This is a genomic window from Colwellia polaris (assembly GCF_002104515.1).
GTDB classification, from domain to species: Bacteria; Pseudomonadota; Gammaproteobacteria; order Enterobacterales; family Alteromonadaceae; genus Cognaticolwellia; species Cognaticolwellia polaris.
The window spans coordinates 17153-43188 of sequence record NZ_NBOE01000012.1 but is presented as its reverse complement, the minus strand read 5'-3'; the positions used below and the strand labels follow the sequence as shown (position 1 = coordinate 43188).

21 protein-coding genes are annotated in these 26036 nt (G+C 38.2%); 13 read left to right on the top strand and 8 right to left on the bottom strand.

Annotated features, from left to right (window positions below; translation table 11 throughout):
• Positions 1-4 precede the first annotated feature (4 nt).
• Together B6A32_RS15805 and B6A32_RS15800 are read right to left on the bottom strand one after the other, a co-directional pair.
• The gene (locus B6A32_RS15805; protein ID WP_085305823.1) at positions 5-1234 is read right to left on the bottom strand and encodes a hypothetical protein; all 1230 of its coding nucleotides are present in this window, start codon (positions 1232-1234) and stop codon (positions 5-7) included.
• A complete protein-coding gene (locus B6A32_RS15800; protein ID WP_085305821.1) occupies positions 1206-1658 on the bottom strand; it encodes a type 2 periplasmic-binding domain-containing protein in 453 nt (150 codons plus the stop codon). The genes B6A32_RS15805 and B6A32_RS15800 overlap by 29 nt, the downstream gene beginning before the upstream one ends.
• 289 nt (positions 1659-1947) lie before the next feature.
• Between B6A32_RS15800 and aroQ the strand changes: the two genes are divergently transcribed.
• The 4 genes from aroQ to B6A32_RS15780 all read left to right on the top strand — a co-directional run bounded on the left by aroQ (position 1948) and on the right by B6A32_RS15780 (position 4562).
• Positions 1948-2400 (top strand): type II 3-dehydroquinate dehydratase, encoded by a 453-nt coding sequence (gene aroQ, locus B6A32_RS15795; RefSeq protein WP_085305819.1) that lies wholly within the window; start codon positions 1948-1950, stop codon positions 2398-2400.
• A 70-nt stretch (positions 2401-2470) separates the two neighbouring features.
• Positions 2471-2929: an acetyl-CoA carboxylase biotin carboxyl carrier protein gene (accB, locus tag B6A32_RS15790; RefSeq protein WP_085305817.1), complete on the top strand. Its 459-nt coding sequence runs from the start codon at positions 2471-2473 to the stop codon at positions 2927-2929.
• A gap of 23 nt (positions 2930-2952) precedes the next feature.
• Positions 2953-4299: an acetyl-CoA carboxylase biotin carboxylase subunit gene (gene accC / locus B6A32_RS15785; protein WP_085305815.1), complete on the top strand. Its 1347-nt coding sequence runs from the start codon at positions 2953-2955 to the stop codon at positions 4297-4299.
• A gap of 89 nt (positions 4300-4388) precedes the next feature.
• Positions 4389-4562, top strand: a complete 174-nt coding sequence (locus B6A32_RS15780) for an oxidoreductase-like domain-containing protein (RefSeq protein ID WP_085305813.1) — start codon at positions 4389-4391, stop codon at positions 4560-4562.
• Positions 4563-4996: 434 nt separating this feature from the next.
• Here B6A32_RS15780 and B6A32_RS15775 read toward each other — a convergent pair whose 3' ends face one another.
• A complete protein-coding gene (locus tag B6A32_RS15775; RefSeq protein WP_085305811.1) occupies positions 4997-6184 on the bottom strand; it encodes a multidrug effflux MFS transporter in 1188 nt (395 codons plus the stop codon).
• Between the two features lie 15 nt (positions 6185-6199).
• The gene (locus B6A32_RS15770) at positions 6200-7651 is read right to left on the bottom strand and encodes an aminotransferase-like domain-containing protein (protein WP_085305809.1); all 1452 of its coding nucleotides are present in this window, start codon (positions 7649-7651) and stop codon (positions 6200-6202) included.
• A 168-nt stretch (positions 7652-7819) separates the two neighbouring features.
• Here B6A32_RS15770 and B6A32_RS15765 point away from each other — a divergent pair, with 168 nt between their 5' ends.
• Both B6A32_RS15765 and B6A32_RS15760 read left to right on the top strand, forming a co-directional pair.
• Positions 7820-8815 carry a DMT family transporter gene (locus B6A32_RS15765; protein ID WP_085305807.1) on the top strand — a complete coding sequence of 332 codons (996 nt, stop codon included), beginning with the start codon at positions 7820-7822 and terminating at the stop codon, positions 8813-8815.
• Positions 8816-9058: 243 nt separating this feature from the next.
• On the top strand, positions 9059-10963 hold the full coding sequence (locus B6A32_RS15760; protein WP_085305805.1) for an alpha/beta hydrolase family protein: 1905 nt from the start codon (positions 9059-9061) through the stop codon (positions 10961-10963).
• Between the two features lie 122 nt (positions 10964-11085).
• On the opposite strand, the gene speB is transcribed toward B6A32_RS15760, so the two are convergent.
• A complete protein-coding gene (speB, locus tag B6A32_RS15755) occupies positions 11086-11904 on the bottom strand; it encodes an agmatinase (RefSeq protein WP_085305970.1) in 819 nt (272 codons plus the stop codon).
• Positions 11905-12054: 150 nt separating this feature from the next.
• Positions 12055-14490, bottom strand: coding sequence for a zinc-dependent metalloprotease (locus tag B6A32_RS15750; RefSeq protein WP_085305803.1), 2436 nt, complete (start codon positions 14488-14490; stop codon positions 12055-12057).
• Between the two features lie 260 nt (positions 14491-14750).
• Here B6A32_RS15750 and B6A32_RS15745 point away from each other — a divergent pair, with 260 nt between their 5' ends.
• From B6A32_RS15745 to B6A32_RS15720, 6 genes are all read left to right on the top strand, one after another.
• Complete coding sequence (locus B6A32_RS15745) at positions 14751-15719, top strand: class 1 fructose-bisphosphatase (protein ID WP_085305801.1); 969 nt, start codon at positions 14751-14753, stop codon at positions 15717-15719.
• Positions 15720-15943: 224 nt separating this feature from the next.
• A complete protein-coding gene (locus tag B6A32_RS15740) occupies positions 15944-17482 on the top strand; it encodes a methyl-accepting chemotaxis protein (protein WP_085305799.1) in 1539 nt (512 codons plus the stop codon).
• Positions 17483-17733: 251 nt separating this feature from the next.
• Positions 17734-18276, top strand: a complete 543-nt coding sequence (locus tag B6A32_RS15735; RefSeq protein WP_085305797.1) for a GbsR/MarR family transcriptional regulator — start codon at positions 17734-17736, stop codon at positions 18274-18276.
• A 159-nt stretch (positions 18277-18435) separates the two neighbouring features.
• The gene (locus B6A32_RS15730; protein WP_085305969.1) at positions 18436-19800 is read left to right on the top strand and encodes a cytochrome ubiquinol oxidase subunit I; all 1365 of its coding nucleotides are present in this window, start codon (positions 18436-18438) and stop codon (positions 19798-19800) included.
• Positions 19800-20801, top strand: coding sequence for a cytochrome d ubiquinol oxidase subunit II (locus tag B6A32_RS15725; protein WP_085305795.1), 1002 nt, complete (start codon positions 19800-19802; stop codon positions 20799-20801). The genes B6A32_RS15730 and B6A32_RS15725 overlap by 1 nt, the downstream gene beginning before the upstream one ends.
• 286 nt (positions 20802-21087) lie before the next feature.
• On the top strand, positions 21088-22014 hold the full coding sequence (locus tag B6A32_RS15720; RefSeq protein WP_085305793.1) for a manganese-dependent inorganic pyrophosphatase: 927 nt from the start codon (positions 21088-21090) through the stop codon (positions 22012-22014).
• Positions 22015-22263: 249 nt separating this feature from the next.
• Here B6A32_RS15720 and B6A32_RS15715 read toward each other — a convergent pair whose 3' ends face one another.
• Complete coding sequence (locus B6A32_RS15715; RefSeq protein WP_085305791.1) at positions 22264-22692, bottom strand: PACE efflux transporter; 429 nt, start codon at positions 22690-22692, stop codon at positions 22264-22266.
• A gap of 86 nt (positions 22693-22778) precedes the next feature.
• Between B6A32_RS15715 and B6A32_RS15710 the strand changes: the two genes are divergently transcribed.
• Positions 22779-23654 carry a LysR family transcriptional regulator gene (locus B6A32_RS15710; RefSeq protein WP_085305789.1) on the top strand — a complete coding sequence of 292 codons (876 nt, stop codon included), beginning with the start codon at positions 22779-22781 and terminating at the stop codon, positions 23652-23654.
• Positions 23655-23740: 86 nt separating this feature from the next.
• Here B6A32_RS15710 and B6A32_RS15705 read toward each other — a convergent pair whose 3' ends face one another.
• The gene (locus tag B6A32_RS15705) at positions 23741-25912 is read right to left on the bottom strand and encodes a prolyl oligopeptidase family serine peptidase (RefSeq protein WP_085305787.1); all 2172 of its coding nucleotides are present in this window, start codon (positions 25910-25912) and stop codon (positions 23741-23743) included.
• Between the last annotated feature and the right edge of the window lie 124 nt (positions 25913-26036).

The window sequence follows — 26036 nt, the reverse complement described above, 5'->3', positions numbered from 1 at the left end:
ATCACTAAAACCAATACATAAGTTGAATAGCCCAAACCTGCCAGTTTTTGCTATTGTTGGCGATAGGATCAGGTTGGACAATGGGCGATAACCTCGCTGTGCCTTCTACCCAATGATATTCAGCATTTACTCGAAAATTATTTGTAAAATCGTAAGACATCCCAAGCATTAAATCATTGTGAAAGGCAAAGTAAGATGGAACTAACCCGCCAGAAACTTGCGCTAACTTACTCCCATTTTTATCATCTTTATTGCTATAGTACCTTTCAGTTCTAAGCTGAACAGATAAGTCGTTATCTACTTGATACCTAGCCTGTAAGTAATAACCTTGACCTATTTGATCTCGGTGAAAACCAGGAAAATAAAACCCTTGTGTTACAAGTCTTTCTTGAATAATTTCTGCACTTAATTGCCAGAACTCCCCTTCATAAAGAGCATTGGCGGTATAAAATTGTAAAGTAAAATCACTATTAACGTATGCATCCATCTGTGCAGAGTGGTAGCTAAACGAAGCATCATTAGCAGACAGACCAAACTGCCAAGCCGAAAAACTCGGACGCCAATAAATGCTTAATTGCGCATCTAAATCATGTTTCAGTTGGCCTTGCGCTTGCTTTCCTGCAATTATGTCGACCTGCTTACCTGAAATAGGACTTTTCCCTCGACTAAAGTTAAGATCAAACTCACCTAATTCGTCATTATTATATTTCACTTTAACTGCTGCGCCATCACCACCGACAGCTAGATCACGCAAACCATCAAAATAAGTCACTTGAGAAATAATAATAGAAGGTCGCGCGAAAGGAATATCGCGAGCGCTCGAATAGAGCCAATGATTATTCTTTACTCGTCCAAAATAAAAGCTTGTTTGCCAATTTTCGTTATGTGCAGCATCCCATTCTAGAAGTAAGTAATCAATTCTTGAACCTGCTGCATATCTATTACCACCATTTAAATAAACCGCCTGTCCAGCAAGGCGAAAGTCGTCATTGAGTTGATATGAAGCGTTAATACCCACTTCTGTTAATTCTAATGAAATATTCTCACTCTCGTTAACGAAGTTACTATGATCTACATCAATAATTCCTTGTGCCACAAAGCCATGAACCTGCAAAGGTTCAACGTTAACCTCAGCAGCATTAAGGCCGACTGAAAAACATAAACTACAAGCTGAAATAAAGATGGATTGATTAAAATGAGCTGTTTTAATCCTCAACTTTAATGATGTTAACATTCTTGACCTCCGATATATTTTCCACGTAACCAATAGCACCTTTAGTGGTTTTAACAGCTTCGATAAGCGCTTGCTGTGTATCCACTTCGATAGGCGCTACACCATAGCCAGAAAAGGTTAGCTTGTGCCATATTCGATCAAGCTGGTAAGGGAATAAACGTAACTGCTCTCTACAAAATTGTTGATGAAGGGGGTTTTTACTTGCTAAAACGTAAACGACTATAGGAATACCATTATGCCAATGTGCTTGCCTCATTGAATAAATGCGACGCAACTGGGCAACCGACAATGAAGTGGTATCAGCCGTTAAGTTTGAAATAATATTTATTGCACTCACTTTGGAACTAAACAACAAAGTAATGACAATAATATAACTAAATATGGTTTTAATATTTTCTTCCTTGTGATCAACAGGAGAGAACACGACAACATTTAACTCACAGTTTCCAGAGCAGTACCGAGTTAAATCAATGAATTAATTAAATTTCCTATTGCGTTTATTTTAGTAAATTTATTACAACTTACCTAATATTTATAACTTTTTTTTAGCTCATAAGTCATTAGACCAGTATTTTGCTGCTATATTCTGCGAAAACACTATAATAATCGTCAAATGAGTTTAATTTTGGTTTTAGACCAATTTTAATACAATCTCAAGATAAAATATGACATGATGCTATCATTACTCAACAATAAAGGTGTTTTTGCCGAAGATGACTACAAAGTTTAACATTTTAGTCCTGAATGGTCCTAACTTAAATATGTTAGGTAAGCGTGAACCTGCTATTTATGGTTCGTTATCTCTTGCTGAAATTATGGCAAGCTTAACTGACATTGCAAATGAGAAAAATGTGAGCTTAAGTCATAAACAGTCAAATGCTGAACATACGTTGCTTGATGAGATACATGCCAGTTTTGAAAAAGTAGATTTTATTATTATAAACCCCGCAGCATTCACTCACACAAGTGTGGCGCTAAGAGATGCATTATTATCAGTAAACATACCGTTTATTGAAGTGCATTTATCAAATGTACATGCTCGTGAGGCTTTTAGACAACATTCATATTTGTCAGATATTGCTGTAGGCGTAATTAGCGGTTTAGGTGCTAAGGGTTATGAATATGCTTTAGCAGCAGCAACAGATTTTTTGGAAAAAAATAAATAGCAGCTATAAGTGCCTTAATGCACTTGAGTTTTCACACATAATTTTAATGACGATCAAAAAAGGTATTCAAATGGATATTCGTAAAATAAAAAAATTAATAGAACTAGTTGAAGAGTCGGGCATCAACGAGCTAGAAATCTCTGAAGGCGAAGAGTCAGTACGTATTAGTCGTGGTGGCACAGTTATGCAAGCTGCGCCTATGATGCAAGCCGCTCCGGTAGCTCAAGCTCCTGTAGCTGCAGCTGCAGCTGCAGCACCAACTGCCTCTGCAGAAGCTGCGGCTCCGGTAGTAACAGGCCACGTTGTGCGCTCTCCAATGGTTGGTACTTTTTATTCTGCAGGATCGCCTGACGCTCCAGCGTTTGTAGAAGTAGGTCAACATGTTAACGCTGGTGATACTTTATGTATTCTAGAAGCGATGAAAATGATGAACCAAATCGAAGCCGATAAATCAGGTGTTATCAAGCAAATTTTAGCAGTAAACGAAGACGCTATTGAATTTGATCAACCGCTATTCATCATTGAATAAGCCCAACCATTAAGGGTATTTTCATGTTAGATAAAGTTGTTATCGCCAATCGCGGCGAAATTGCCTTAAGAATATTACGCGCTTGTAAAGAGCTTGGTATTAAAACGGTTGCTGTGCATTCAACAGCTGATAAAGGCCTTAAACACGTGCTATTAGCTGACGAAACCATTTGTATTGGTAAGCCTTCAGCAATGGATAGTTACTTAAACATTCCTGCTATTATTACTGCTGCCGAAGTTACTGACGCTGTAGCTATTCACCCAGGCTATGGCTTCCTTGCAGAAAATGCAGATTTTGCTGAGCAAGTTGAAAAATCTGGTTTTGCATTCATTGGCCCTAAGGCAGAAAGTATTCGCTTAATGGGTGATAAAGTTTCTGCCATTAAAGCAATGAAAGCTGCAGGTGTTCCTTGTGTACCAGGTTCTGATGGTCCTTTGACTTCAGATGATGAAGCTAATTTAGCCCATGGTCGACGCATTGGTTATCCGGTTATTATCAAAGCCTCTGGTGGTGGTGGTGGTCGTGGTATGCGTGTAGTTCGCAGCGAAGAAGAGTTAATTGAAGCAATTCAGTTAACAAAATCTGAAGCTCGTTCTACTTTCAATAATGATATGGTTTACATGGAGAAATTCCTTGAAAACCCACGTCACGTTGAAATTCAAATAATGGCTGATGGCCAAGGTGGAGCAATTCACTTAGGCGAACGTGATTGTTCAATGCAACGTCGTCACCAAAAAGTAGTTGAAGAAGCACCAGCACCAGGTATTACACCTGAAATGCGTGCAAAAATTGGCGAGCGTTGTTGTAATGCTTGTATCAAAATTAACTACCGTGGTGCGGGAACGTTCGAATTTCTATACGAGAATGGCGAGTTCTACTTCATTGAAATGAATACGCGTATTCAAGTAGAGCACCCAGTTACAGAAATGGTTACCGGTGTTGACTTAATTAAAGAGCAACTGCGTGTTGCAGCTGGCCAACCTTTGTCATATACGCAAGACGATATAAAAGTATCGGGCCACTCAATTGAATGTCGAATTAACGCAGAAGATCCGCGTTCTTTTATTCCATCGCCGGGTAAAATCACGCGTTTTCATTCGCCAGGTGGTTTAGGTGTTCGTTGGGACTCGCATATTTATGCTGATTATTCAGTACCGCCACATTACGACTCTATGATCGGTAAATTGATCACTTGGGGTGATAATCGTGATGTCGCTATTGCTCGTATGCGTAACGCATTGAGCGAGTTGGTTATTGACGGCATTAGAACTAACATCGCTTTACATCAAGATATTTTAAGCGATCAAGGCTTCATCAATGGTGGTGCCAATATCCACTATCTTGAGAAGAAGCTTTCTGAATACGAATAAAAATTTAGTTTTTTATTTTACAAAAAGCTCTGCGTGCAGGGCTTTTTTTATTTATAATCATTCCAAATCTGTACTCAAACGAAAAAGTAATGACTGAATTATTCGAAAAACCTACCCCACCTGCTGACGACGATTGTTGTGGCGGCGGAGCATGTAACCCTTGTGTTTGGGACCATTATTACGCCGAGCGAAAGAAGTGGCGCTTACAACAAGTTGAATTAAAGGCGGCAGAAAAAAGCAATAATTTACACTCGAAAACCTAAATGTGAAAACTTAAATGTGAAAACTTAAGTACTAAAGCGTAAAGAAGACAGCTTAAATACCACTATTTTGAATGTTCATTTCAATTGTTATTTAACCTGAACTCTGGATAAGCAGCACTTGCTCAATGCTCCCTTTTAAGCCATTTTCTGCGTTAAAACGTCGATAAATAGCGCGCTATTCATAAACGTTTTGCCTTGGAAATGGCATAAAATGAAGCATTGATGATATCTATTCGTGATGTTCACCTGGCTATAGCATTCACTTTATTACCTAAGCTTTTGGTTCACTTGAGTTTCAAGCACTCATTATCCAGAGTTCAGGTTATTTAAGATAATCTTCGACTTAATGTCTGTATTTCTCTTAAAATATTAGCTTAAACCTTGTTATTTTTATTGTTATTCAGCAAGGCCTGTTAAGTTGTTTGAGTGTAACTTTAGACTATGGCTTTATTTCTCTTATTTTGAAGTAACTGACATATCAAGACCAAATAAACTGGCACCACCATTAATAATACAAAAGGTAAAGTGCTACCATCGTAAAACAGCGCTAAAATTGGCCCCGCTAATGCGCCAATACCAAAGCGCAAAGTACCATTTACCGCAGTAGCAGTACCAGCATGTTCGGCAAATTCTTGTAAAACCAGTGCATCAGCATTAACCGAAATCATCGATAAACTTGCCATTAACGGTAAAACAGACAAAACGTAATACATTAACGATAACGAAAAAACATAGGCGATTAATAAGCTAGTAGCAGCTAACACTGATAGAGCAACACCACTGTAAAGCATTTTCCTCGAGCCCATTCTGCTCACTAGTCGCGTATTGATAAAGTGTGCGATCATTAAACCAAAAACATTAAGCCCAAATAACCAACTAAACTCGAACTCAGACACCTCAAACACCGTTAAATATACAAAGGGAATAGCGGTTATATAACTAAAAAATGCTAATGATATTAATACGATACTTAGCAGATCAAATCGTGCAGCACGATGACTAAAAACAATTTTATAACGTTTAGCAATGCTATAATTCACGCTTGATTTAAGGCTTTTAACATCAGGTAAATAGAAATAACTGCAAATAAAAATTAACGTTGCATAAGTTGCTAAGGCATAAAAAATCATTTGCCAACTATCGATCAGCAATAAACTGCCAATACTTGGTGCAATCATAGGTGCCAACATCATGATCATACTAACATAAGACAAACCTTTGGCTGTATCTTTACCGTAAAGTTGTCGAATAATACCTGGTACAACTACAGTCGCAGCGCTACTGATAAAGGCTTGCATAAAGCGTAATGCAATAAATTGTTCAATATTTTGTGCGAAGGTTAACGCTAAGGTCGTCAAAATAAAACCAAGCAAGCCTATCATTACTAATCGCCTGCGTGAGTATTTATCTGCCATAGGGCCAAATACAAGTAAGCCAACAGCGTAACCGAGTAAATAAACGCTAAGACTGTTTTGAACTAATGGCATTTTTGTTGAAAAATATTCAGCAATTTCTGGCATACCAGGAAGATACATATCGATAGCCAAAGGAGAAACAGCAATAATAGCGGCAAGTAAGGGTAAAATTAAACCTAATGAAATTTTTGTGCTGTGTTCGGTCACGGCTGGTTTTTCCTCTTATATTTCAGTTTCAGGATATTCATGAACGAGTTTGCCAAGTGCTTGCACTGCATGTTCAATTTTATCACTCCACTGCACACCATAACTAATACGCATATAGTTATTATATTTGCCTGAGGGCGAAAAAATTTCGCCGGGTGCAAAATTAACACCTTGTGAAATGGCTTGGTTAAATAACTGGCGGGTATCAACATGAGAACGACACCTAACCCATAACACACTGCCGCCTTTAGGTTTTGAAATACACACCTGCTCTGGAAAGTGCTGAGCAATTAATGCGCGCATACGTTCGCAGTTATATCGCAAGGTTTTCCTGAGTACATGCAAGTGTCGGTCGTATTCCCCTGTCATTAAATAATCACTGATTGTCCACTGTTGTAGCATTGACGTTGAACACGATTGCGCTCGCTTTATACGCTTAGCTTTTTCTTCAAACTTACCCGGTAATAACCAACCAACTCGATAGCCCGGCGCAGCCGTTTTTGAGAAAGATGAACAGGTTAACACTAAGCCTTTTTCTGAATATAACTGTGCAGGTACAGGTCGATGCTCAGTAAAGTATAAGTCGCTATAAACTTCATCTTCTATTAACGCGATATTATTGCTTTCCAGTAGCCTTACCATGGTTTGTCGCTGGTTATTGGTCATCATTGACCCTAGTGGATTACTAATGGCCGTTGAAAATAAACAGGCTTTAATTGAGTGTTGCTTAATTACCTTAGCGAGTTCAGTTACACAAACACCTTCTTCTGTACAGGTATAAACTTCTAATGCTTTCATACCAAGACTTTCTATCAGCTCAATTAGTCCAAAAAAACAAGGTGATTCAACGGCAATAACATCTCCACGCTCAGCCACGCATTGCAAAGCGATACATAGCGCTTCTTGTGCACCATTAGTAATAATTAAATCTTCATGATTAACCGATACACCCTGTTCTTGATAACGAAAAGCTAAATTTAAACGTAATTTAGGATCACCGTTAATTGGCCCATAACTAACTGCTTTTTCAGAAACCTTACTCAGTACAGAGCGCATTAATCTCGCCAGCGTTTTATCTGGTGGGTGTGCATTAACCGGATTTGAAATACCTAAAGCGACCGAGTCTGGCATATGTACAGCATCATAAACTTGCTCGATTAAGCTTCGACATGATATTTCTGTAGGTTCACCACCTGCCCACTTAGCGCGCATAGGCATTAAAGTTCGTGCTTGCTTAGCCTGTAAATAGTATCCAGATTGCGGGCGTGCATAAATACTTCCTTGGCGTTCAAGCTCAAGGTATGCCTGTTTAACGGTAGGTACGCTTATATCAAATTGTTGGCTCAGTTTACGTAAGCTAGGTAACTTATCTCCTGGGCGAATAGCACCCGTTTTTTCCTGTTGCTCAACGAATTCGATAACCTGCTGATATAAAAAGTCGGAAGAAGATTTGTCAATTAGTCGCATAACTGTATAGGTTTCATTTTCATTTTTCTGTACATGTTATTACAACAACAAAAAGGTAAAATGTCTACGCTTTGCTAATTATTAGTTATTTATAAAACAAATAGCTATTTTCGTCTTACTTAGTTTTTTCACTAAAACTTTGCAGCTAATAATGCTGAGGAATTACAAATGAACAACACATTTTTATACCTAATCACCGTGTTGATATGGGGCTCAACTTGGATCGCTATTAATTACCAACTTGGCAATGTAGCACCCGAAGCTTCTATCGTTTATCGTTTTGCACTGGCTGCGATTATTTTGTTTTCTTACTGTAAAGTTAAAGGCCTAACTGTAAATTTTTCATTTCGTAATCATCTGCAATTTTTCTTTTTTGGATTAACGCTATTCAGCTTTAATTATTATTTGCTCTACTCAGCACAACAGCATATTAACTCAGCACTAACGTGTATCGCTTTTTCTATGATCATGTTTTTTAATGTTTTCAATGCACGTATTTGGTATGGCACTAAAATAACTCATCGAGTATACCTTGGTGGCGCGCTCGGCTTATTTGGTATAATTACGCTCTTTTGGCCACAAATAAGTGATACACAATTAGGTGCAGAAACCTTACTAGGTTTGGGGCTTTGTATAACAGGGACTGTAGTTGCCTCTACTGGCAACATGATTTCGATGCGAAATCAAAAGCAAAACTTACCACTTCTACCGGCTATGGCTTGGGGCATGGCTTACGGAGCAATTTCTATGGCAGTAATTTTTATCTTACAAGGTAAAAGTTTCAGCTTTGACTATACCTTCTCGTATATCATTTCATTACTCTACTTAGCTATTTTTGGCTCAGTAATCGCCTTTGCTAGTTATTTAACCTTACTCAATCGTATTGGCGCGCATAAAGCGTCATATGCATCAGTTATGTTCCCCGCGGTTGCCGTGATTATTTCAACAATTGTAGAAAATTTCGCTTGGACAACCTATACCATGGTTGGTTTGCTATTCATCTTAGTGGGTAACCTAGTAGTGCTAATGCGATTAAAAAAACCATTAGTAAATATTGAGCAGATCAATGATAAGCAATACAAAACTGAAGATAGCGCAGCAGATCATAAAGAAACTGAACAATTAGCTATTCACGATACGCCATTAAAGACACAACGTTTATAACGTTTGGGCTACTAAGTGTAGGCTACTTAGTTTTGGTTACTCGGCTTTAACTAAGTCTTAACTTAGCTTTAACGATTAAATTTTTGTGCGCGGTTAACTTCACAGTATTTACTATTTGCACAGCGGCACAGAATACCTTCCTATTCTGTGCCGTTTTTTTATTGCCTTAAAGTCAATCAAAGGTAGTAATTTATAAATATTTTCTGGTACGCTATTAACAAAATAATTACAATTTCAGTCTCTATGAACCGCATAATAATATTGATATCGCTGTATATCAGCTTTGCTGCTTTTGCAGAAAAAACACCACTCGAAGTCTATGGTAAATTACCTGCTGCAACTCAAATGAGACTATCTCCAGACGGTAACTTTATTGCATTTATACGCCATCATGAAGGTGCAACTTATATAGGTGTAACTGACCGACTGAGGAAAACTACAAATTTTATTACTTACACAGACAATGAAAAATTTAAAATTGATTGGTTTCGTTGGGCGAATAACGAAATGTTACTTATTAGTGCACATTATCCAGTTCATCGTATGCATCGAAAGTATACAGAAGCACGTTTATATAAAATAAAGATTGATGGCTCAGAAAAAATGCGCCAAGTCAGCATTCCTAAAAACGGAGAACGATTCGCGCAATACCAAAACGCCATAATAGATATTTTACCTAATGATCCTAATCATATTTTAATGGAAATTGATTATAAAAATGGTAATTTTCCCGATGTATATAAAATTAATTTAGAGAGAAAAAACTCAAGATCACGACTCGTGCGTGGCAGGAATGACATAACTCATTGGATGACGGATCAACAACATAGGGTCAGATTAGGTTTTGGTATTGATGAAACACGTATTTTTTACTCTCTCTTTGATCTAAAAAGTAAAAAATGGCGAAGAATATGGGATTATGAGATTTTTGATGCGCCAGACATTACCCCCCTGGGCTTTGGTTTAAACCCTGATGAACTCTATATAAGAGCAGATCATCAAGGCCGCTATGCCATATTTACCGTTGATCTTAGCCAAGTTGATTTACCCCGCACTCTAGTTTATGCGGATAAAGACTACGACATTGAAGGTGCTTTAATATACTCACGTTTGAGTAACGATGTGGTCGGTGTTTATCATGGCGAGTCTGAAGATAATAAAATTTACTTCACCCCTGATTATGAAAAATTTCAACAAGCATTAAATCAGGCATTTCCAAATTCAAGCACACACATTACTAGCTTCAGTGAAAATGAGCGCCAATATATATTGCACACATCTAGTCTGGAGTCTGCGGGTAGATACTATTTTGGTGATCGAAACTCTGGAAAGCTAAAACCACTTATCTATCAATACCCTCAGTTAAACCACACCAACCTAAGAGGAAAAACTAAAAAAACCTACCAAGCCAGCGATGGCTTAACAATAGAAGCTTATTTGACATTACCAGAGCACTTAGCCGAAAAAAATCGCCCTGCTATTATTATTCCTCACGGAGGTCCCATGAGCCGAACTTATGGAAATTTCGATTGGTTTTCTGAATTTTTTGCTAGTCGTGGCTATCTAGTATTAGAGCCTAATTTTAGGGGATCTTCTGGTTATGGATTCAAATTTGAAACTGCCGCTATACAAAGTTGGGGTGGTGCGATGCAAACTGACTTAGCTGACGCTGCACTCTGGTTAAATAAGAACTATCAAGTTGACAAAAATAATATTTGCATAGTTGGCGCTAGCTACGGTGGTTATGCTGCGCTAATGGCAGCGGCTACACAACAAAGTATTTTTAAATGTGCTGTCAGCTTTGCAGGCGTATCTGACTTAGAATATTTGGTTAGAAAATCACGAAACTTTACCAATAATAAAGTAGTAGAAAAACAAATTGGTGATGATGCTGACGTGCTCGAAAAAAATTCCCCCATTAACTTTGCCAAGAGCATAAATATTCCTGTCATGCTCATTCATGGTGATCTTGATACAGTAGTGCCGGTAGAGCACAGTCAGAAAATGTATCAAGCGTTAACGCAGCAAAATAAAGAAGTGGAGTATATTGAACTTGAGAATGGTAATCACTATTTGAGTATTGAAAAAAACAGATTAAATACCTTAAGGTCGATAGAAAGTTTTCTAGAGAAACATTTACTTAACTAATAAATGCTATTAGCAGCAAAACGTATTTAGTGTTGCTGCTAATACTAGAGATTTGAAGGTTATTTTTTTACTAAAAAGACAGCCAACTTAATATTTACAGGTGTACAGGTTTACAACAGCACTTAAGCATTAGCCTGCAGCATTTTACCTGCAACTTCTTTTACTAATTTTGCGGCTAATTGGCTGGTCATATTGTCGATATCTTTATTTGGATTAAATTCAACAATATCAGCGCCGACTAGTGGCATATTAATTTGATGGATCAAGTTAATGACTTCACGAGTTGTTAAACCGCCTGGCTCTCTGTGTGATACGCCAGGTGCGAATGCGGGGTCAATACCGTCAATATCTAAAGATAAATATACGGGGTGATCAAACACCAAAGGTTCAGCTAGTGGCCAGTTTCTCATTTCTAAAGACTCAACATTAAACTTTTTTATTTGCTCATTTTGATGCAAATTTAAGGTTCGAATACCTACTTGTACTAAACGATCGCATAAACCGTCTTCCATCACACGAGCAAAAGGGCAAGCGTTAGAGTAGCGATTACCTTTGAAAGAGTCATATAAGTCTGAATGAGCATCTATATGTAAAATCGATAATTTATCGAAAAATTTTCGATAACTTTTTAATATTGGATAACTAATACTATGATCGCCACCTAAGGTTAACAATCGAGTATTTTGAGTCAATAATTCATCACAGCGTTGTTCAATATTGTCGATAAAATCACTTGCAGTTGCAATGTTAACGTCGCCCGCATCAAGCCAAAATGCTGACTCTCGCAGGTTAACGCCTAACTCTGTCGCGCCATTAAGTGAACCATTATTAAGTACTTCACGAATTTTTTCGGGCGCGAGTGCTGGGCCGCGTTCAAAAGAAGAATTATCATCAAATGGTATACCGAGCAGCGCAACATTAAAGTTTGAATGGTTTGTCATATTTTCACCTTGGAAAAGCTTTTGAGCTAACACAAAATGTAGCTTAGGCTGAGGCATTTTCTATTTTTCATTTGAAAATGCCTCTATCGCTGTACAACGGTTAACGATTAGCCTGTATAGGTAACTAATTCATAATTAGTAAGTCAATAATTAATAGCCACCTATCGGCGAACCTGGTGGCAAGGTTATTTTTGACGCCGGCGTAAACGACTTATCATGCGCTAAACTATAATTTATTTGTTGTGTTAATAACAAAAAGTGAGCTTTGTAGCCTTTATATTTTCGCGTACTGCGTTTATCAGATAGCCACTGGCTAAGGTTTGTTAATGTTAAATACACTTCAGCTCGAACTTCTGGCACTACATTTGTATTGTGCCAAAGTGCTAATAAATGCTCAATAAACTGCTGATTTACACGTTGTTGCACTAAAAGCTCGGTTGAGGTTTTAGGTGCTGACATCACAGTACTTTTTGCTAACTTATCCAAGACAAAGCCAACAGATGGAATATCTTCATCAAGCATGGTTTGTTGTTGCAAGCGCGCTAATCGTTCAGCGTTAAGTAATAGCGAAAGCGTATGTTTGGCACTTGCTTGAGCTGCACTAATGGCATCAAACGTTAAGCCTGTTTGGCTAATAAAGCTTTCTCTATTTCGGCTATAACCGTATGCTTTTGGCGGAATTAATGCCGTTATTCTCGCGGGTAAGGTTAATGTTTTTGTTGAAATGGTAGCTATTAATGCGTCAAGAGCAGCAAGTTGCGCCTTACCCGAAACCATTTTTTGTTGATTAGTAAATTGCTCGCTACGTAATTGATAACCGTAATCGACACCCGCGATAAGCTTCGCTGCCGCTTGTACTTGAAAGCGGTGAAAATTATAAATAGGCACCAACACTTGCTCAAGTTCAGACATAGGCGTGTTTATTTTTATACTATTTAAACCAAAATTAGCAAGTGCTTGCGCTCTTATTTCGAGTACCCGTGTTAACTCTGCTGCTGCATCTTCACCGTTATCCCACAAGTGCCCTGTTGCATGAGCGCTTGATTGTGATCTTGCATCTGGGTCTGAAACATATTGCAAACCACTTTGTTGAGTTTTAGTCACCAATTCAGCCAAAAATGAAGTTTCTTTTGAGGGTGCTACGTCGGCATAACCATAAGCAACCACATATTTATCCCACTCTCCAATATCTGTTGCGTAAGCATCGTCTAAACTAATAATGCCATTATCAAGGGTGATTAACGGGTGCGGATAATCCATTACTGAGGCACGATCATTTACACTCGCGGCAAAATTATGTGCTATCCCCAAAGTATGTCCAACTTCATGGGCTGATAATTGACGAATACGTGCTAAAGCCATTTCTTTCATGGCAGAAGTATCAGTATCAATATCCTTAAACGGAGATGTTAATCCTAAGGCAATTAAGTAATCTTGGCGAACACGCAAAGACCCCAAAGTTACATGACCTTTGATAATTTCGCCGGTGCGAGGATCAATAACCGAAGCACCATAAGACCAACCGCGCGTAGCTCTGTGTACCCATTGAATAACATTGTATCGAACATCCATCGGGTCGGCGTCACTAGGTAGCATCTTCACTTGAAACGCATTTTTATAACCAATAGCAGAAAAGGCCTGATCCCACCAACGAGCACCATCTAACAAGGCACTTTTTACTGGCTCTGGTACGCCAGCATCTAAATAATAAATAATGGGCTCTACAGGTTCACTCACCTTAGCAAGCGGGTTTTTCTTGCTTAAGCGATGACGTGGAATAATGCGCTTAATCAAAGGTTCATCAATTGCGCTAGCATAATCGGCATAAGCATGTTGCCAAAAGCCGCTGTAAGGGTGAAATTCGCGGGTTTTATAATTATCGTCAGGTAGCTTAATCAACGAATGGTGCAAGTTCACGGTAACGGCAGATGCATCGGGAGTTACTGAACGCAAATACTCACCAGCTTTACTGCCCTTATAGGTTAGTGTTGCTTCTAACTCAGTGTTATTTGGAAAAGCTTTTGTGCGTTTTTTATAAACACCGCTTCGAGAAGAGTCAATCGCATAACTCCCCTGCTTAGTACGTTGTAATTGTGCTGATAAATTATGTATATCTGATAATAAAAAAGGCGTGTAATCAATTAGCGTTTTACTGTTATCTGCATTGGAGTAACTTACGTCAAAACCCCAAATAATTGAGCTTGCAAATGCTTCATCAACAGCTTGTTGTTCTAGCTGCTTGTTTGTATTGGCTCGAAAATAGGTATTGAGTTGTCGCAGAAAAACTTTATTGCCCACGCGCTCAAAACGCACTAATCTCGTTTCGCCAAGTTGTCCGCGGTCTAAGCCAATATCATTGGAGCCAATGCCATGTGGCAAGGCACTCTGAAATAAAAACTCTTGTTCAAACTGCTCAATTTCCAAGTATACCTTAGCTGTTTCATCGTCGAGATAAAAAGAAAAGTACCCTTGTTGCGCTTGTTTACCTTTAACAAATTCAGCGTAACTGGTTTTAGCTTCAGCCTGAGCATGTGCTAAAAAACCGCCAAATGTAATAATCACCAACAGCTTAATGAAAAACTTCATTTTTTATCCTTGTTTTGAGTCAAACTAAGTGCGTTAGATAAACCAAGCCCTGAGCTAAAATTAAAATGATAAGAGGTACTAAATAGCGGCCTATTATTGTTATAATTGCCAAACACCCACTTGATTAATTATCAGGTAAATTATGGTTAAGTGGATATTAAATAGCACTTTCGATGCTTTGATAATACAGCAAAATGTCGAAAATTAAATACAATATGCTCTGCCATAAGAGTATGACTCTAAAGTAATTAGGTAACCCTATGCAACGATTAGCTCCCACCTTACGTGAAGATAAAGTTCCAGCAGATTTAATTTCATTGATAGAAACCATTTTAGCGGCCACAAAAGAGATCTCTTTCCTTGTTAGTCAGTCTCACTTAAGTGATGTTATGGGCTCAACCGTTGATGAAAATATTCAAGGTGAGGTACAGAAAAAACTGGATGTCGTTGCCAACGACTTATTTAAAGATATTTTATTAGAGTCCGGCTTAGTTAAAGCGATATCGTCAGAAGAAGAAGATACCTCTGTCGCTGGCGAAACAAACGGTAAATTTATTGTTTCATTTGATCCACTAGATGGCAGTTCAAATATCGATATTAACTCTTTAATTGGCACTATCTTCTCTATTCATGAAGCGCCTGTTGATATGGCTGCAAGTGATCCTGATATGTTTAAACAATCAGGTATTAAACAAATTTGTGCAGGCTATGTACTTTATGGTCCGGCAACCATGTTGGTAATGACCACAGGTAAAGGCACGCACTTTTATGTTTTAGATAGAACGCACGGCGGATTTTCTCTGGTCGAGCGTAATGTGCAGGTGCCACAAGATACGCAAGAGTTTGCGATTAATATGTCTAACCAACGCTTTTGGCAAGCGCCTATGCAAAATTATATCAACGATTTAGTTGCAGGTGATACCGGGCCACGCGGTAAAAACTTCAACATGCGCTGGATTGCCGCTATGGTTGGCGATATTCATCGTGTATTAACACGAGGCGGTTTATTTACTTACCCTGCCGATAATAAAAATCCAGAAAAACCTTTTAAATTACGTTTAATGTATGAAGCCAACCCAATGAGCTTCTTAATTGAACAAGCCGGTGGCTTAGCTATGACCAGCCAAGGTCGCATTATGGATATACAGCCGACAGATATTCACCAACGAGTTGAAGTTATTATGGGCTCGAAAAATGAAGTGCAAGCCTGTTTAGCCTACTACCAATAAAGTTTAAGCTACCTGATAGTTATAAGCGCAAAATAAACCTTAAAACACCTGAATCCATCAGGTGTTTTTATTTATATTTATTATACCCTTACCCTAAACTAGTCAAAACAATTTGTTACAACACTAAACTACAGTTTTCTATTGTTAATTCTAAAAAAGAGTCTATTGTTATTTATAGTAGTACTTCAAAGTTATGAATAAACCTTCACAAGGACGATGGAATAATGAGTCATATCACCAATGTAGAACGTACCTTTACCGAACAAGAGCAACTAGTTTCCACAACCGATTTAAACGGTATTATTACCTATGCTAACCCTGAATTTTGTGAAGTTGCTGGTTACAGCCTTGAAGAATTAATCGGCCAACATCATAACGTTGTTCGTCATCCTGATATGCCAAAGGCTGCATTTAAAGATTTATGGGAAAAATTAAAACGGGGAGACTCATGGCGTGGCATGGTTAAAAACCGTTGTAAAAATGGTGACTATTACTGGGTAGACGCTTATGTAACTCCTTTACTCAATAAAGGAAAAATTACTGGCTATCAATCAGTTCGTGCTTTTCCAACGGTTCAGCAAAAAAAAGAAGCTCAATCACTTTACGACACGCTAAACAGTAATAATTCTATTGTAGACTTGCATGCTAACATTCCACTTAAACGGCTTGCTGCACTTATTTGTGTGGTCGCAGCAATAGCAACAAACTTGCTGATCTCTGGCAGCTTAACCTCATCGCTTATACTGCTAGCTTGTATCGCATTAATTGTCGTTATATTTTCCGAAGAATTAATAAAAATACCGGGGCATTTAAGTAAAACAAAAGCAATGTTTGATAGCCCTTCACGCCATGTCTATTTAGGCAAAGGCATTCTTAATATAATTAACTATCCTGCAGAGCTATATAAAGCCAAAATAAAGACCGTATTAGGCCGCAGTAATGACTCAGGCAGAAGATTAGCCAAGCTCGCAGATGAACTTGCTCAAACATCAAATGAAATGCTCGGCGGTATCAAAGAAGAAAATGAATATATTAACCAGTTTTCTTCAGACATAGCGCAAATGAGTAAAACCATAAACGAAGTGAGCGAAAGCACATCATTAACAAATGATAAAGTTGCACAAGTTAAAGTTGATTGCCTACAAAATATAGCCACTATTGAAAGTTCTGAAACAAAGATAGACCAACTAGCTACTGACGTTGAGAATGCTGCAAATAACGCCACAGAATTGGTGGCAGACGTTGATAAAATATCAACAGTAATGAGTGAAATTCAAGGTATTGCCGATCAAACAAACTTACTGGCATTAAATGCAGCAATAGAAGCAGCAAGAGCCGGAGAGCAAGGTAGAGGTTTCGCCGTAGTTGCTGATGAAGTAAGAACTTTAGCCAGTAGAACACAAAGTGCCACAGAACAAATTCAATTATCAGTAACTGAGTTACAACGTACGTTAAAGGCTTGGAATCAAGTCATGTTGTCAAATAAAACCAATGCTGATGAATGCTCTATTGAATCAAAAACCATAAAAAATGCCATGCAAGATATTATTGATAATATTCAGAATGTTAATGATATGACGGCACAAATTGCCATAGCATCTGAACATCAATTAACGGTTGCTGAACAAATTACTCATGGTATTCACAACATTGACAGTATATCTCAGCGCAATACCCTGCTAGCCGAAGCCGTGTCTAGCAAAAGCATAGAAGTTAATAAAAATGCCGATGCTATTGAAGAACTTAGCACTAACTTCAGTTAATATCGCCATCACTACCAAGGTACTTATTAATAAAAAATGGCTTCCTGTGTAGCCATTTTTTATTGCTCATCAAAAATATAGCATACTTGGTAATTCTTCAGCGTAGCACCCTGCTTTCAAAGATATTAAACACCTCCCTTTTAAAATAATAAAACTGATTAATATTTTTTATTTATCCTTAAAAACTTGACTTAAATCAAAAAGAGCTTACAATTTTCACAAATTACTGAAAATTCAGAAAATACAAAAAAATGAAAATTACTGCAATGACACAATCGTTAGTTTTGCATTTTGGCGAAATGGGCTCACGATGGGGATTAAACAGAACATTAGGCCAAATGTACGCTGTAATTGTACTGACAGAAGCACCACTTAATGCTGACCAAATTAGTGAAGCGTTACAAATATCACGTTCGAATGTCAGTATGGGCTTAAAAGAGCTTAAATCATGGAACCTGATCAAATTGCAGCACATTCCAGGCGACCGAAAAGAATACTTTTCAGCACCAAGCGATATTTGGGAGATAGCTCGAACATTAGTTGTTGAACGCAGAAAGCGCGAACTAGATCCAACTCTTTCAACGTTGCGTGATGCACTGATGGAGCAACCGAGTAACGAGTCTGATGAATATACTCAAATGCGTGTAAAACAAATGCATGACTTAATGGAAATGGTCACACTTTGGACAAATGAAATGCAAGGTATGTCGTCAGAGAAACTCGCCACTTTACTAAAAATGGGTGAAGGTATTAGTAAAATCTTAGATGTAAAAGACAAACTATTACTCAGGTAATTTTCAGCACAACACCTAGCGATTATTTCGCGTTTAAGAGCTTTTCTTTACTTAAAAAATTTAACTTACACTATTTATTATCACGCTAACTATATAGCTTAACCTAATGGAGTACATCAAGTGTTAGATGCATCTGTAATTGCTAATGACACAAGTTTCATGCTTTCTCGCATCCAATTTGCTGCCAATATTAGTTTTCATATTTTATTTCCTACCATCAATATTGCACTATGCTGGGTATTGTTGTTTTTCAAAATCCGTTTTAATCAAACTCAAGACGATAGTTGGTTACGTGTATATCGATTTTGGGTCAGAATATTTGCCTTAACCTTTGGTATTGGTGTGGTTAGCGGTATTACCATGTCATTCCAGTTTGGTACCAATTGGCCGGGATACATGGAAACCGTCGGCAATATCGCAGGTCCTTTGCTTGGCTATGAAGTAATGACAGCCTTCTTTTTAGAAGCGTCTTTTCTTTCCATTATGCTTTTTGGTATGGACCGAGTGTCTAATCGTGTTCACACCATAGCTACGGTATTAGTTTCTTTTGGTACTACGTTATCAGCATTTTGGATTTTATCGCTAAACTCTTGGATGCATACCCCCGCAGGATTCGAGATGATTGATGGCGTGGCGCATGTAACAAGCTGGCTTGAAGTAATATTTAACCCTTCTATGCCTTATCGTTTTATGCATATGCTGCTCGCTTCAGGGCTAACAACAGCATTTCTAATTTCTGGTATTTCAGCTTACAGGCTGATTAAAGGCGATAATAAAAAGTCGGTTAAACAAGCGCTAAATTTTTCCGTGGTTTTGGCCGCTGTTTTAATTCCAATACAAATTTTTGTTGGTGATTTACACGGCTTAAATACTTTTAAAAATCAACCGGCAAAAATTGCCGCGATGGAAGGTGTTTGGGATACAGAAACCCATGTTCCCTTATTATTGTTTGCTTTGCCAGATGAAGAAACTCGAGAGAATCACTTTGAAGTTAAAGTGCCTAATATGGCGAGTATTATTCTAACTCATGATTCTGCAGGCGAAATACAGGGCTTGAATAGCTTTGTAGATAAACATCCTCCTGTTGCGCCGGTATTTTTCAGCTTCAGAATAATGATAGGTGTTGGCGTATTAATGCTGCTATTTTCTTGGTTCGCTACTTACCAATATGTTATTAAAAAACGCTACCCCACTTGGCTATTAAAGGCAGGTGTTGCCATGACATTTTCTGGCTGGTTCGCCACACTTGCCGGCTGGTATGTCACTGAAATTGGTCGACAACCTTATTTAGTTACTGGGGTATTAAGCACAAAAGACGCGGTAACCACTACGCCACCCGAAAATATCGTGATGTCTTTAACTTTATATTTGGTGATCTATAGCTTTTTATTGATTGCCTATATTCGCACTTTATTTGTTATGGCAAACCGAGCTGTAATATTAGAGCAATCAAATGCAACATTAACCGAGTCAGGTTCTTCTATTGAGCCGCAAGTTCCCTTAACTGAAGAAGGAGCGAAATAATGACAGCTACACCAATAGATTGGCTACCCATCGTTTTTGTCGGCTTAATGGGCCTTTCGTTTTTAATTTACGCGATACTTGACGGTTATGATTTGGGCGTGGGGGTTTTATTACCCTTAGATAACCAAGAACAACGCGATACCATGATCTATTCAATTGGGCCATTTTGGGATGCTAACGAAACTTGGTTAGTTATGGCTATTGGCTTATTGCTAATTGCTTTCCCAAAAGCACACTCTATTATTTTTCAGGCCTTGTATTTACCTACAGCTTTAATGTTAGCGGGATTAATTTTACGTGGGGTTTCATTTGATTTTCGTACTAAAGCACCAAGTCACGATAAGAAAAAGTGGGACCTAGCGTTTAAATTTGGCTCTTTACTAGCCACATTGTCTCAAGGTTATATGCTAGGGCGATATATTACATCATTTGAAGATACCTGGTTATCATTCGGTTTTTCTGCCTTATCAGCTATTTGTGTTACCGCAGGTTATTGTTTTATTGGCGCAGCATGGTTGGTTATGAAAACTGAAGGTGAATTACAACGTAAAGCCGCAAAGTGGGCAAAATATACCAACGTATTAATGGCCTTTGGAATTATTGCTGTATGTATAACCAATTTATTAATTGATCAACAAATTATGGACAAATGGTTAGGTGGTATTCAAGCTATATTAATTGTGCCATTAACATTTTTACTTGGCTTTACCTTTATTACCGTACATCGATACCTAGGTAAAGTGCCTATGGAGAATGATCTAGGTTGTTGGTTGCCATTTTTAGCCGCTATTTTGTTATTTATTCTGTGCTTCTGTGGTTTGGGTTATAGTTTTTACCCTTATATAGTGCCTTTTCATTTAACAATATTTGAAGCAGCAAGCTCAAGAGAGTCGTTATGGTTTATCTTCGTTGGCGCTGCGGTGGTATTACCTATGATCGTTGGCTACACAATATTTTCTTATAAAGTGTTTTGGGGTAAAACTACCAAGCTCAACTATTAAGCCTAGCGACTAAACTTAACGTGCAAACTTAACGAGTAAAAAACTACCAGGCCTGGTTACAAACCTTAAACACTAAGCCTGGTAGTGAAAATTTTTAGCTAATCTTAACCTTTAAACGTAGTCACTAAGTTAAAAGGTAAAGCAAAGCATATAAAACTGTATGAAAAGAGTGCAAATAGTCACTAGGCTATCACTGATAATTTTTGCTAGAATACGCGCCATATTCTAGACAGAACTCATTTATTCGCTCCGTTATTAACTTAGCAGAGCTTGGAGATAGCAATTTATGCCAGCTTATGCCGTAGGTCACAAAGTACCTGATTCAGATTCAATTTGTTCAGCCATTGCGCTTTCATATTTAAAAACCACTATTGGTGAAGATGTGAGACCAGCACGTTTAGGTGAACTTTCACCTGAAACTGCATTCATTTTAGAAAAGTTTGGCCTAGATCAGCCTGAACTTAAATTGAGCTATGCTGACACCGACGGTATTTACGTTGTTGATCACTCAGACCGCATTCAAGGCCCTGATGACATTGACGATTCAACTGTTCTCGGCATTATTGATCACCACAAATTGGGTGATATTACAACGTCTACGCCTTTAGAAATTTGGGTTCGCCCTGTTGGTTGTACTAATACCATTATTAAAATGATGTATGACTTTCATGGTGTTGAAATTCCTAAAAATATCGCTGGCGCTATGATGTGTGCAATTTTATCTGACACCGTAATTTTTAAATCGCCAACTTGTACTACGGCTGACATTAAGTGTGTTGAAGCTTTGGCTGAAATTGCCGGTATTCAAGATTACAAAGCCATGGGTATGGAGATGTTCACGGTTAAGTCATCGGTTGCTGGCACGCCAGTACGTGAACTTGTATTACGTGACTTTAAAGATTTCAATATGAGCGATAACATTGTTGGCATTGGCCAACTTGAAGTTATTGACTTAGCTTTGTTTGACGAAATGAAAGCAGATTTGTACGCTGACTTACAAGCAGTTAAAGAAGAAGGTAATCGTCATACTGTGATGTTATTACTTACTGACATTATGCAAGAAGGCTCTGAGTTACTCGTTGTGAGTGACGATACTAACATTATTGAAAAAGCTTATGATATAACGCTTGTTGACGGCAAAGCTTGGTTACCAGGTGTAATGAGTCGTAAAAAGCAAGTTGTACCACCACTGCAAAACACTTTTGCTAAGTAAACAGCAATAATATCCTAAGCAGTTATACAATTATCAAGCCTGACAATCGTCAGGCTTTTTTAATTACACAGACTCTGAGAACGTTTCGCTTATTATTTCTAACTGAGATTAATTACCGGTAGAACTTTCCTGAATGAACAACGTAATAAAGCATTTTTAATCACTCGTTTAAGTAAGCTAAAAATAAACCAACTTGCTCTCAAAAAAATATATTTTTGTTTTAATTTATGCTTTTAGTTATGTGTTTAATTACCCCATTGCCTCTTTGCTGAACCACCTTTTATAGGGCTGATACCTGTCGTATAACCAATTAAAAACAAACGTATAAAGTAATATAAAGATTAAAAATCCGGCCTCTAAAGTAATCGCTGCTAACCAAGATATTTTTAAATACCAAGCTAAAACCGGCAACGTAATGATCACCATACCGAACTCAAAACCGCTGGCGTGTATACCTCTTACAACGACGCTTCTGTCAATGCGGTTTCCGCCCATTAACTTATCAAAAATTATGTTGTAAATATAATTCCACAACATAGCAAAAATAGATAACGCAATGCTCACCGTGATCATTTTACCGGCGCTAAAACCGGTAATTATGGCTGACAAAGGTACCATAATTGCCAACATGCAAACTTCAAAAAATACAGCCTGAAATACCCGCTCAATTGTTTTCATAATTTAACTCTTTAATTCGTGACGACAAGGCTATTTTCATTCAAAATAAGGATACATTACAGTCAGGTAGTATCGGAAAAAACGATATGTTTAATATTGATCAACTCCAAGCTTTTGTAACAACGGTAGAAACGGGGTCATTTTCAGCTGCCGCACGGCAATTAAATAAAGCGCAGTCGGTTATTAGTCAACATATTATAAATCTCGAAATAGACTGCAATACCGCCTTGTTCGATCGCTCAGGCCGCTACCCATTATTAACGCACGCGGGGCAAAAATTATTATCGCATGCTCAGGCATTACTAAATCAGCATCAACGCCTGCAAAACTCTGCGCTTGCATTAAACGACAATACGCCTAGCGAAATTACCATTGCACTTGATGAAGGTATACCATTTAACAGTATCACAGCCGCCATTGACCAACTTCAAAGCCAATACCCGAATGTAACTTTGGAATTTTTAAGTGCCTCAAGCTTCGATATTATTGACATGCTAAAAACTGAGCAGCCGCTAACAGGAATTATTTTTAGCGAGCTCAACATGCCAACCTATTTAGACTTTGAATGTATTGGTACGGTAACGTTTGATTTATATGTCGCGAAAAAACACCCATTAACGCAGTTAAAATGCAAAAATATTGATGAATTAAGGCTGCACCGTCAGTTACTTATTCGCTCTCGTAATACCCAAACCAGTAGTTTCCAATTAAAAATTAGTCCTGATGTTTGGTTTGCAGACAATTATTTTTTACTGCTAGAGTTAGTTATACAAGGGCATGGTTGGTGTTTGTTGCCAAATCATGTCGCCGCCGACTCAATAAAATCAGCAGAGATAGTAAAATTGCCTTTAGAGTTTGAAGAAATGGGTTGGCAGGCGAATGTTGACGTATTACAGCATCAAAGACATAGTGACTTAGCCATTTTTAAAACCCTGAGAAGTTTATTACGTAATCGCTTGTAGTCTTGTTATTGTATGTTTATAGCATTAACAAGCGTAAAAAAGCCCAGCATTGCTGGGCTTGGTATAAAGGGTATAGGCACCAAAAACTAAATATCTTTCACGCCCATATTAAATAAAGTGAAACCGTAAATATCGGCATATTGATCAATGGTTTTACTGATTGGTGTACCTGCTCCATGTCCGGCATCGGTTTCAATACGAATTAATGTCGGATTAACGCCAGCTTGTTTCGCTTGTAATTCAGCAGCAAATTTAAATGAATGCGCCGGCACTACGCGATCATCATGATCACCCGTTGTTACCATAGTTGCTGGATAATGCGTACCCGCTTTAACATTATGTACTGGCGAGTAGCCTAGTAAGTAGTTAAACATTTCAGCATTATCATCTGACTTACCATAGTCGTAAGCCCAACCAGCACCTGAGGTAAACGTGTGGTAGCGTAGCATATCAAGCACACCAACGGCTGGCAGTGCTACTTTAAATAGTTCAGGACGTTGCGTCATTACCGCACCAACTAATAAACCACCATTAGAGCCGCCCATTACCGCAAGCTTATCTGAAGACGTTACTTTTTCGGCAATTAAGTATTCTGCAGCGGCAATAAAGTCATCAAAAACATTTTGTTTTTTCAGCTGTGTGCCTGCGTCATGCCATTTTTTACCGTATTCACCACCACCACGTAAGTTAGCAACAGCGTAAACACCACCTAACTCTAACCATGCAGCACGTGTTGAACTAAATTGTGGCTGTAAGCTAATATTAAAACCGCCGTAACCATAAAGAATGGTTGGGTTAGTACCATCAAGCACTAAACCCTTCTTGTGGGTAATAATCATCGGTACTTTAGTGCCGTCTTTAGACGTATAGAAAACTTGCTTTGATTCGAAGTTATCGCTATCAAATTTAACTTTCGACTTCATGTGCACGCTAGATTCGCCAGATTTAAGATCTAAGCTAAAAGTAGTTGAAGGCGTTTTTTGGTTACTAAATGCATAGTAAAGTTTAGTTTGAGATTTTTTACCGCTAAAACCACCAGCTGTTCCTACTTCTGGTAAAGCAATATCACGCACTTTTTTGCCGTTAAGTTCGTACTGTTGAATAAACGACGTGGCATCTTTCATATATTGAGCAAATAAGTAGCCGCCGCCGGTAGAAACTGACAACACATTTTCAGTTTCAGGAATAACATCTAGCCAGTTTTCAGCTGTAGGTTGCTGAGCATTTACCTTCACTACGCGTTTATTAGGCGCGTCCATGTTAGTAATAAACAGCAAGTCATCACCTTTACTGCTCACTAAGATAGTATCTGAGTTGGTATTGCCGACAACCGTCACCAATGGCGAATCAGCTTTTGTTAAGTCTTTAATAAATAATTTATTACCCGATGTTGAAACCGCGGCAGAGACCAATAAATATTTACCATCTTGAGTCACTTCACCACCAACATAACGATGTTTTTCAGCATCCGTTCCACCAAAAACTAATACATCTTCTAATTGTGGAGTGCCTAGCTTGTGGTAATAAAGCTTGTGTTGATCTGTTTTAGCCGATAGTTCACTACCTTTAGGTTTATCATAGCTTGAATAATAAAAGCCTTCATTACCGACCCAAGACAAACCACTGAATTTAATATCGACTAATTCAGCTTCTATCACTTCTTTGGTTTTAGTATCAATTACTCGCGCTTTGCGCCAGTCACTACCACCTTCTGAGATCAAGTACACGGCGAGTGAACCGTCTTCACTAAACTCAATTTGCGATAACGATACCGTACCGTCTTCGCTAAACTCATTAGGGTTTAAGAAAACCTCTGTAGGGGCATCTCCTTTTTGGCGATATAAAACATATTGGTTTTGTAAGCCGTCATTTTTATAAAAATAGTTATAGTCACCTTCAATAAAAGGCATGCCTACTTTTTCATAATCTAACAATGTTGCAAGGCGGGATTTAATTTTATCGCGGTAAGGAATTTGCTTTAAGTAGCCTTGAGTAGCTTTATTCTGCGCCTTAACCCAAGCGGCAGTTTCAGCACTCATGTCATCTTCTAACCAACGATAATTATCGGTTACTTTAGTCCCAAAGTACTCATCAACAACCGGTTTTTTTTGCGTTATTGGATACGTTAAACCCGTACTTTCGACGGCACTAGACACTTTATCAGCCGCTGCACTGCTCACTGTATTTTGACTACAACCTAGCAGGCCGAACATGGCGATCAACACTGCAGAGCTTAAAACTAATTTTTTAGAATTCATAATTTACCAAGGAAAATTAAATTGTTAATATTTTGTTAGCAATCATATGACAGGCGATAATTTATGTCCACCACATCGACTTGCTTACACCAGAAAAGTAATGAAACTTTAACACGTAAGCACT

What these genes read in the sequence shown, in the direction of transcription:
- B6A32_RS15805 (WP_085305823.1), bottom strand. Translation starts at nt 1,234, where the DNA reads ATGTTAACATCATTAAAGTTGAGGATTAAAACAGCTCATTTTAATCAA.
- aroQ (WP_085305819.1), top strand. Translation starts at nt 1,948, where the DNA reads ATGACTACAAAGTTTAACATTTTAGTCCTGAATGGTCCTAACTTAAAT.
- accB (WP_085305817.1), top strand. Translation starts at nt 2,471, where the DNA reads ATGGATATTCGTAAAATAAAAAAATTAATAGAACTAGTTGAAGAGTCG.
- accC (WP_085305815.1), top strand. Translation starts at nt 2,953, where the DNA reads ATGTTAGATAAAGTTGTTATCGCCAATCGCGGCGAAATTGCCTTAAGA.
- B6A32_RS15780 (WP_085305813.1), top strand. Translation starts at nt 4,389, where the DNA reads ATGACTGAATTATTCGAAAAACCTACCCCACCTGCTGACGACGATTGT.
- B6A32_RS15770 (WP_085305809.1), bottom strand. Translation starts at nt 7,651, where the DNA reads ATGCGACTAATTGACAAATCTTCTTCCGACTTTTTATATCAGCAGGTT.
- B6A32_RS15765 (WP_085305807.1), top strand. Translation starts at nt 7,820, where the DNA reads ATGAACAACACATTTTTATACCTAATCACCGTGTTGATATGGGGCTCA.
- B6A32_RS15760 (WP_085305805.1), top strand. Translation starts at nt 9,059, where the DNA reads ATGAACCGCATAATAATATTGATATCGCTGTATATCAGCTTTGCTGCT.
- speB (WP_085305970.1), bottom strand. Translation starts at nt 11,904, where the DNA reads ATGACAAACCATTCAAACTTTAATGTTGCGCTGCTCGGTATACCATTT.
- B6A32_RS15750 (WP_085305803.1), bottom strand. Translation starts at nt 14,490, where the DNA reads ATGAAGTTTTTCATTAAGCTGTTGGTGATTATTACATTTGGCGGTTTT.
- B6A32_RS15745 (WP_085305801.1), top strand. Translation starts at nt 14,751, where the DNA reads ATGCAACGATTAGCTCCCACCTTACGTGAAGATAAAGTTCCAGCAGAT.
- B6A32_RS15740 (WP_085305799.1), top strand. Translation starts at nt 15,944, where the DNA reads ATGAGTCATATCACCAATGTAGAACGTACCTTTACCGAACAAGAGCAA.
- B6A32_RS15735 (WP_085305797.1), top strand. Translation starts at nt 17,734, where the DNA reads ATGAAAATTACTGCAATGACACAATCGTTAGTTTTGCATTTTGGCGAA.
- B6A32_RS15730 (WP_085305969.1), top strand. Translation starts at nt 18,436, where the DNA reads ATGCTTTCTCGCATCCAATTTGCTGCCAATATTAGTTTTCATATTTTA.
- B6A32_RS15725 (WP_085305795.1), top strand. Translation starts at nt 19,800, where the DNA reads ATGACAGCTACACCAATAGATTGGCTACCCATCGTTTTTGTCGGCTTA.
- B6A32_RS15720 (WP_085305793.1), top strand. Translation starts at nt 21,088, where the DNA reads ATGCCAGCTTATGCCGTAGGTCACAAAGTACCTGATTCAGATTCAATT.
- B6A32_RS15715 (WP_085305791.1), bottom strand. Translation starts at nt 22,692, where the DNA reads ATGAAAACAATTGAGCGGGTATTTCAGGCTGTATTTTTTGAAGTTTGC.
- B6A32_RS15710 (WP_085305789.1), top strand. Translation starts at nt 22,779, where the DNA reads ATGTTTAATATTGATCAACTCCAAGCTTTTGTAACAACGGTAGAAACG.
- B6A32_RS15705 (WP_085305787.1), bottom strand. Translation starts at nt 25,912, where the DNA reads ATGAATTCTAAAAAATTAGTTTTAAGCTCTGCAGTGTTGATCGCCATG.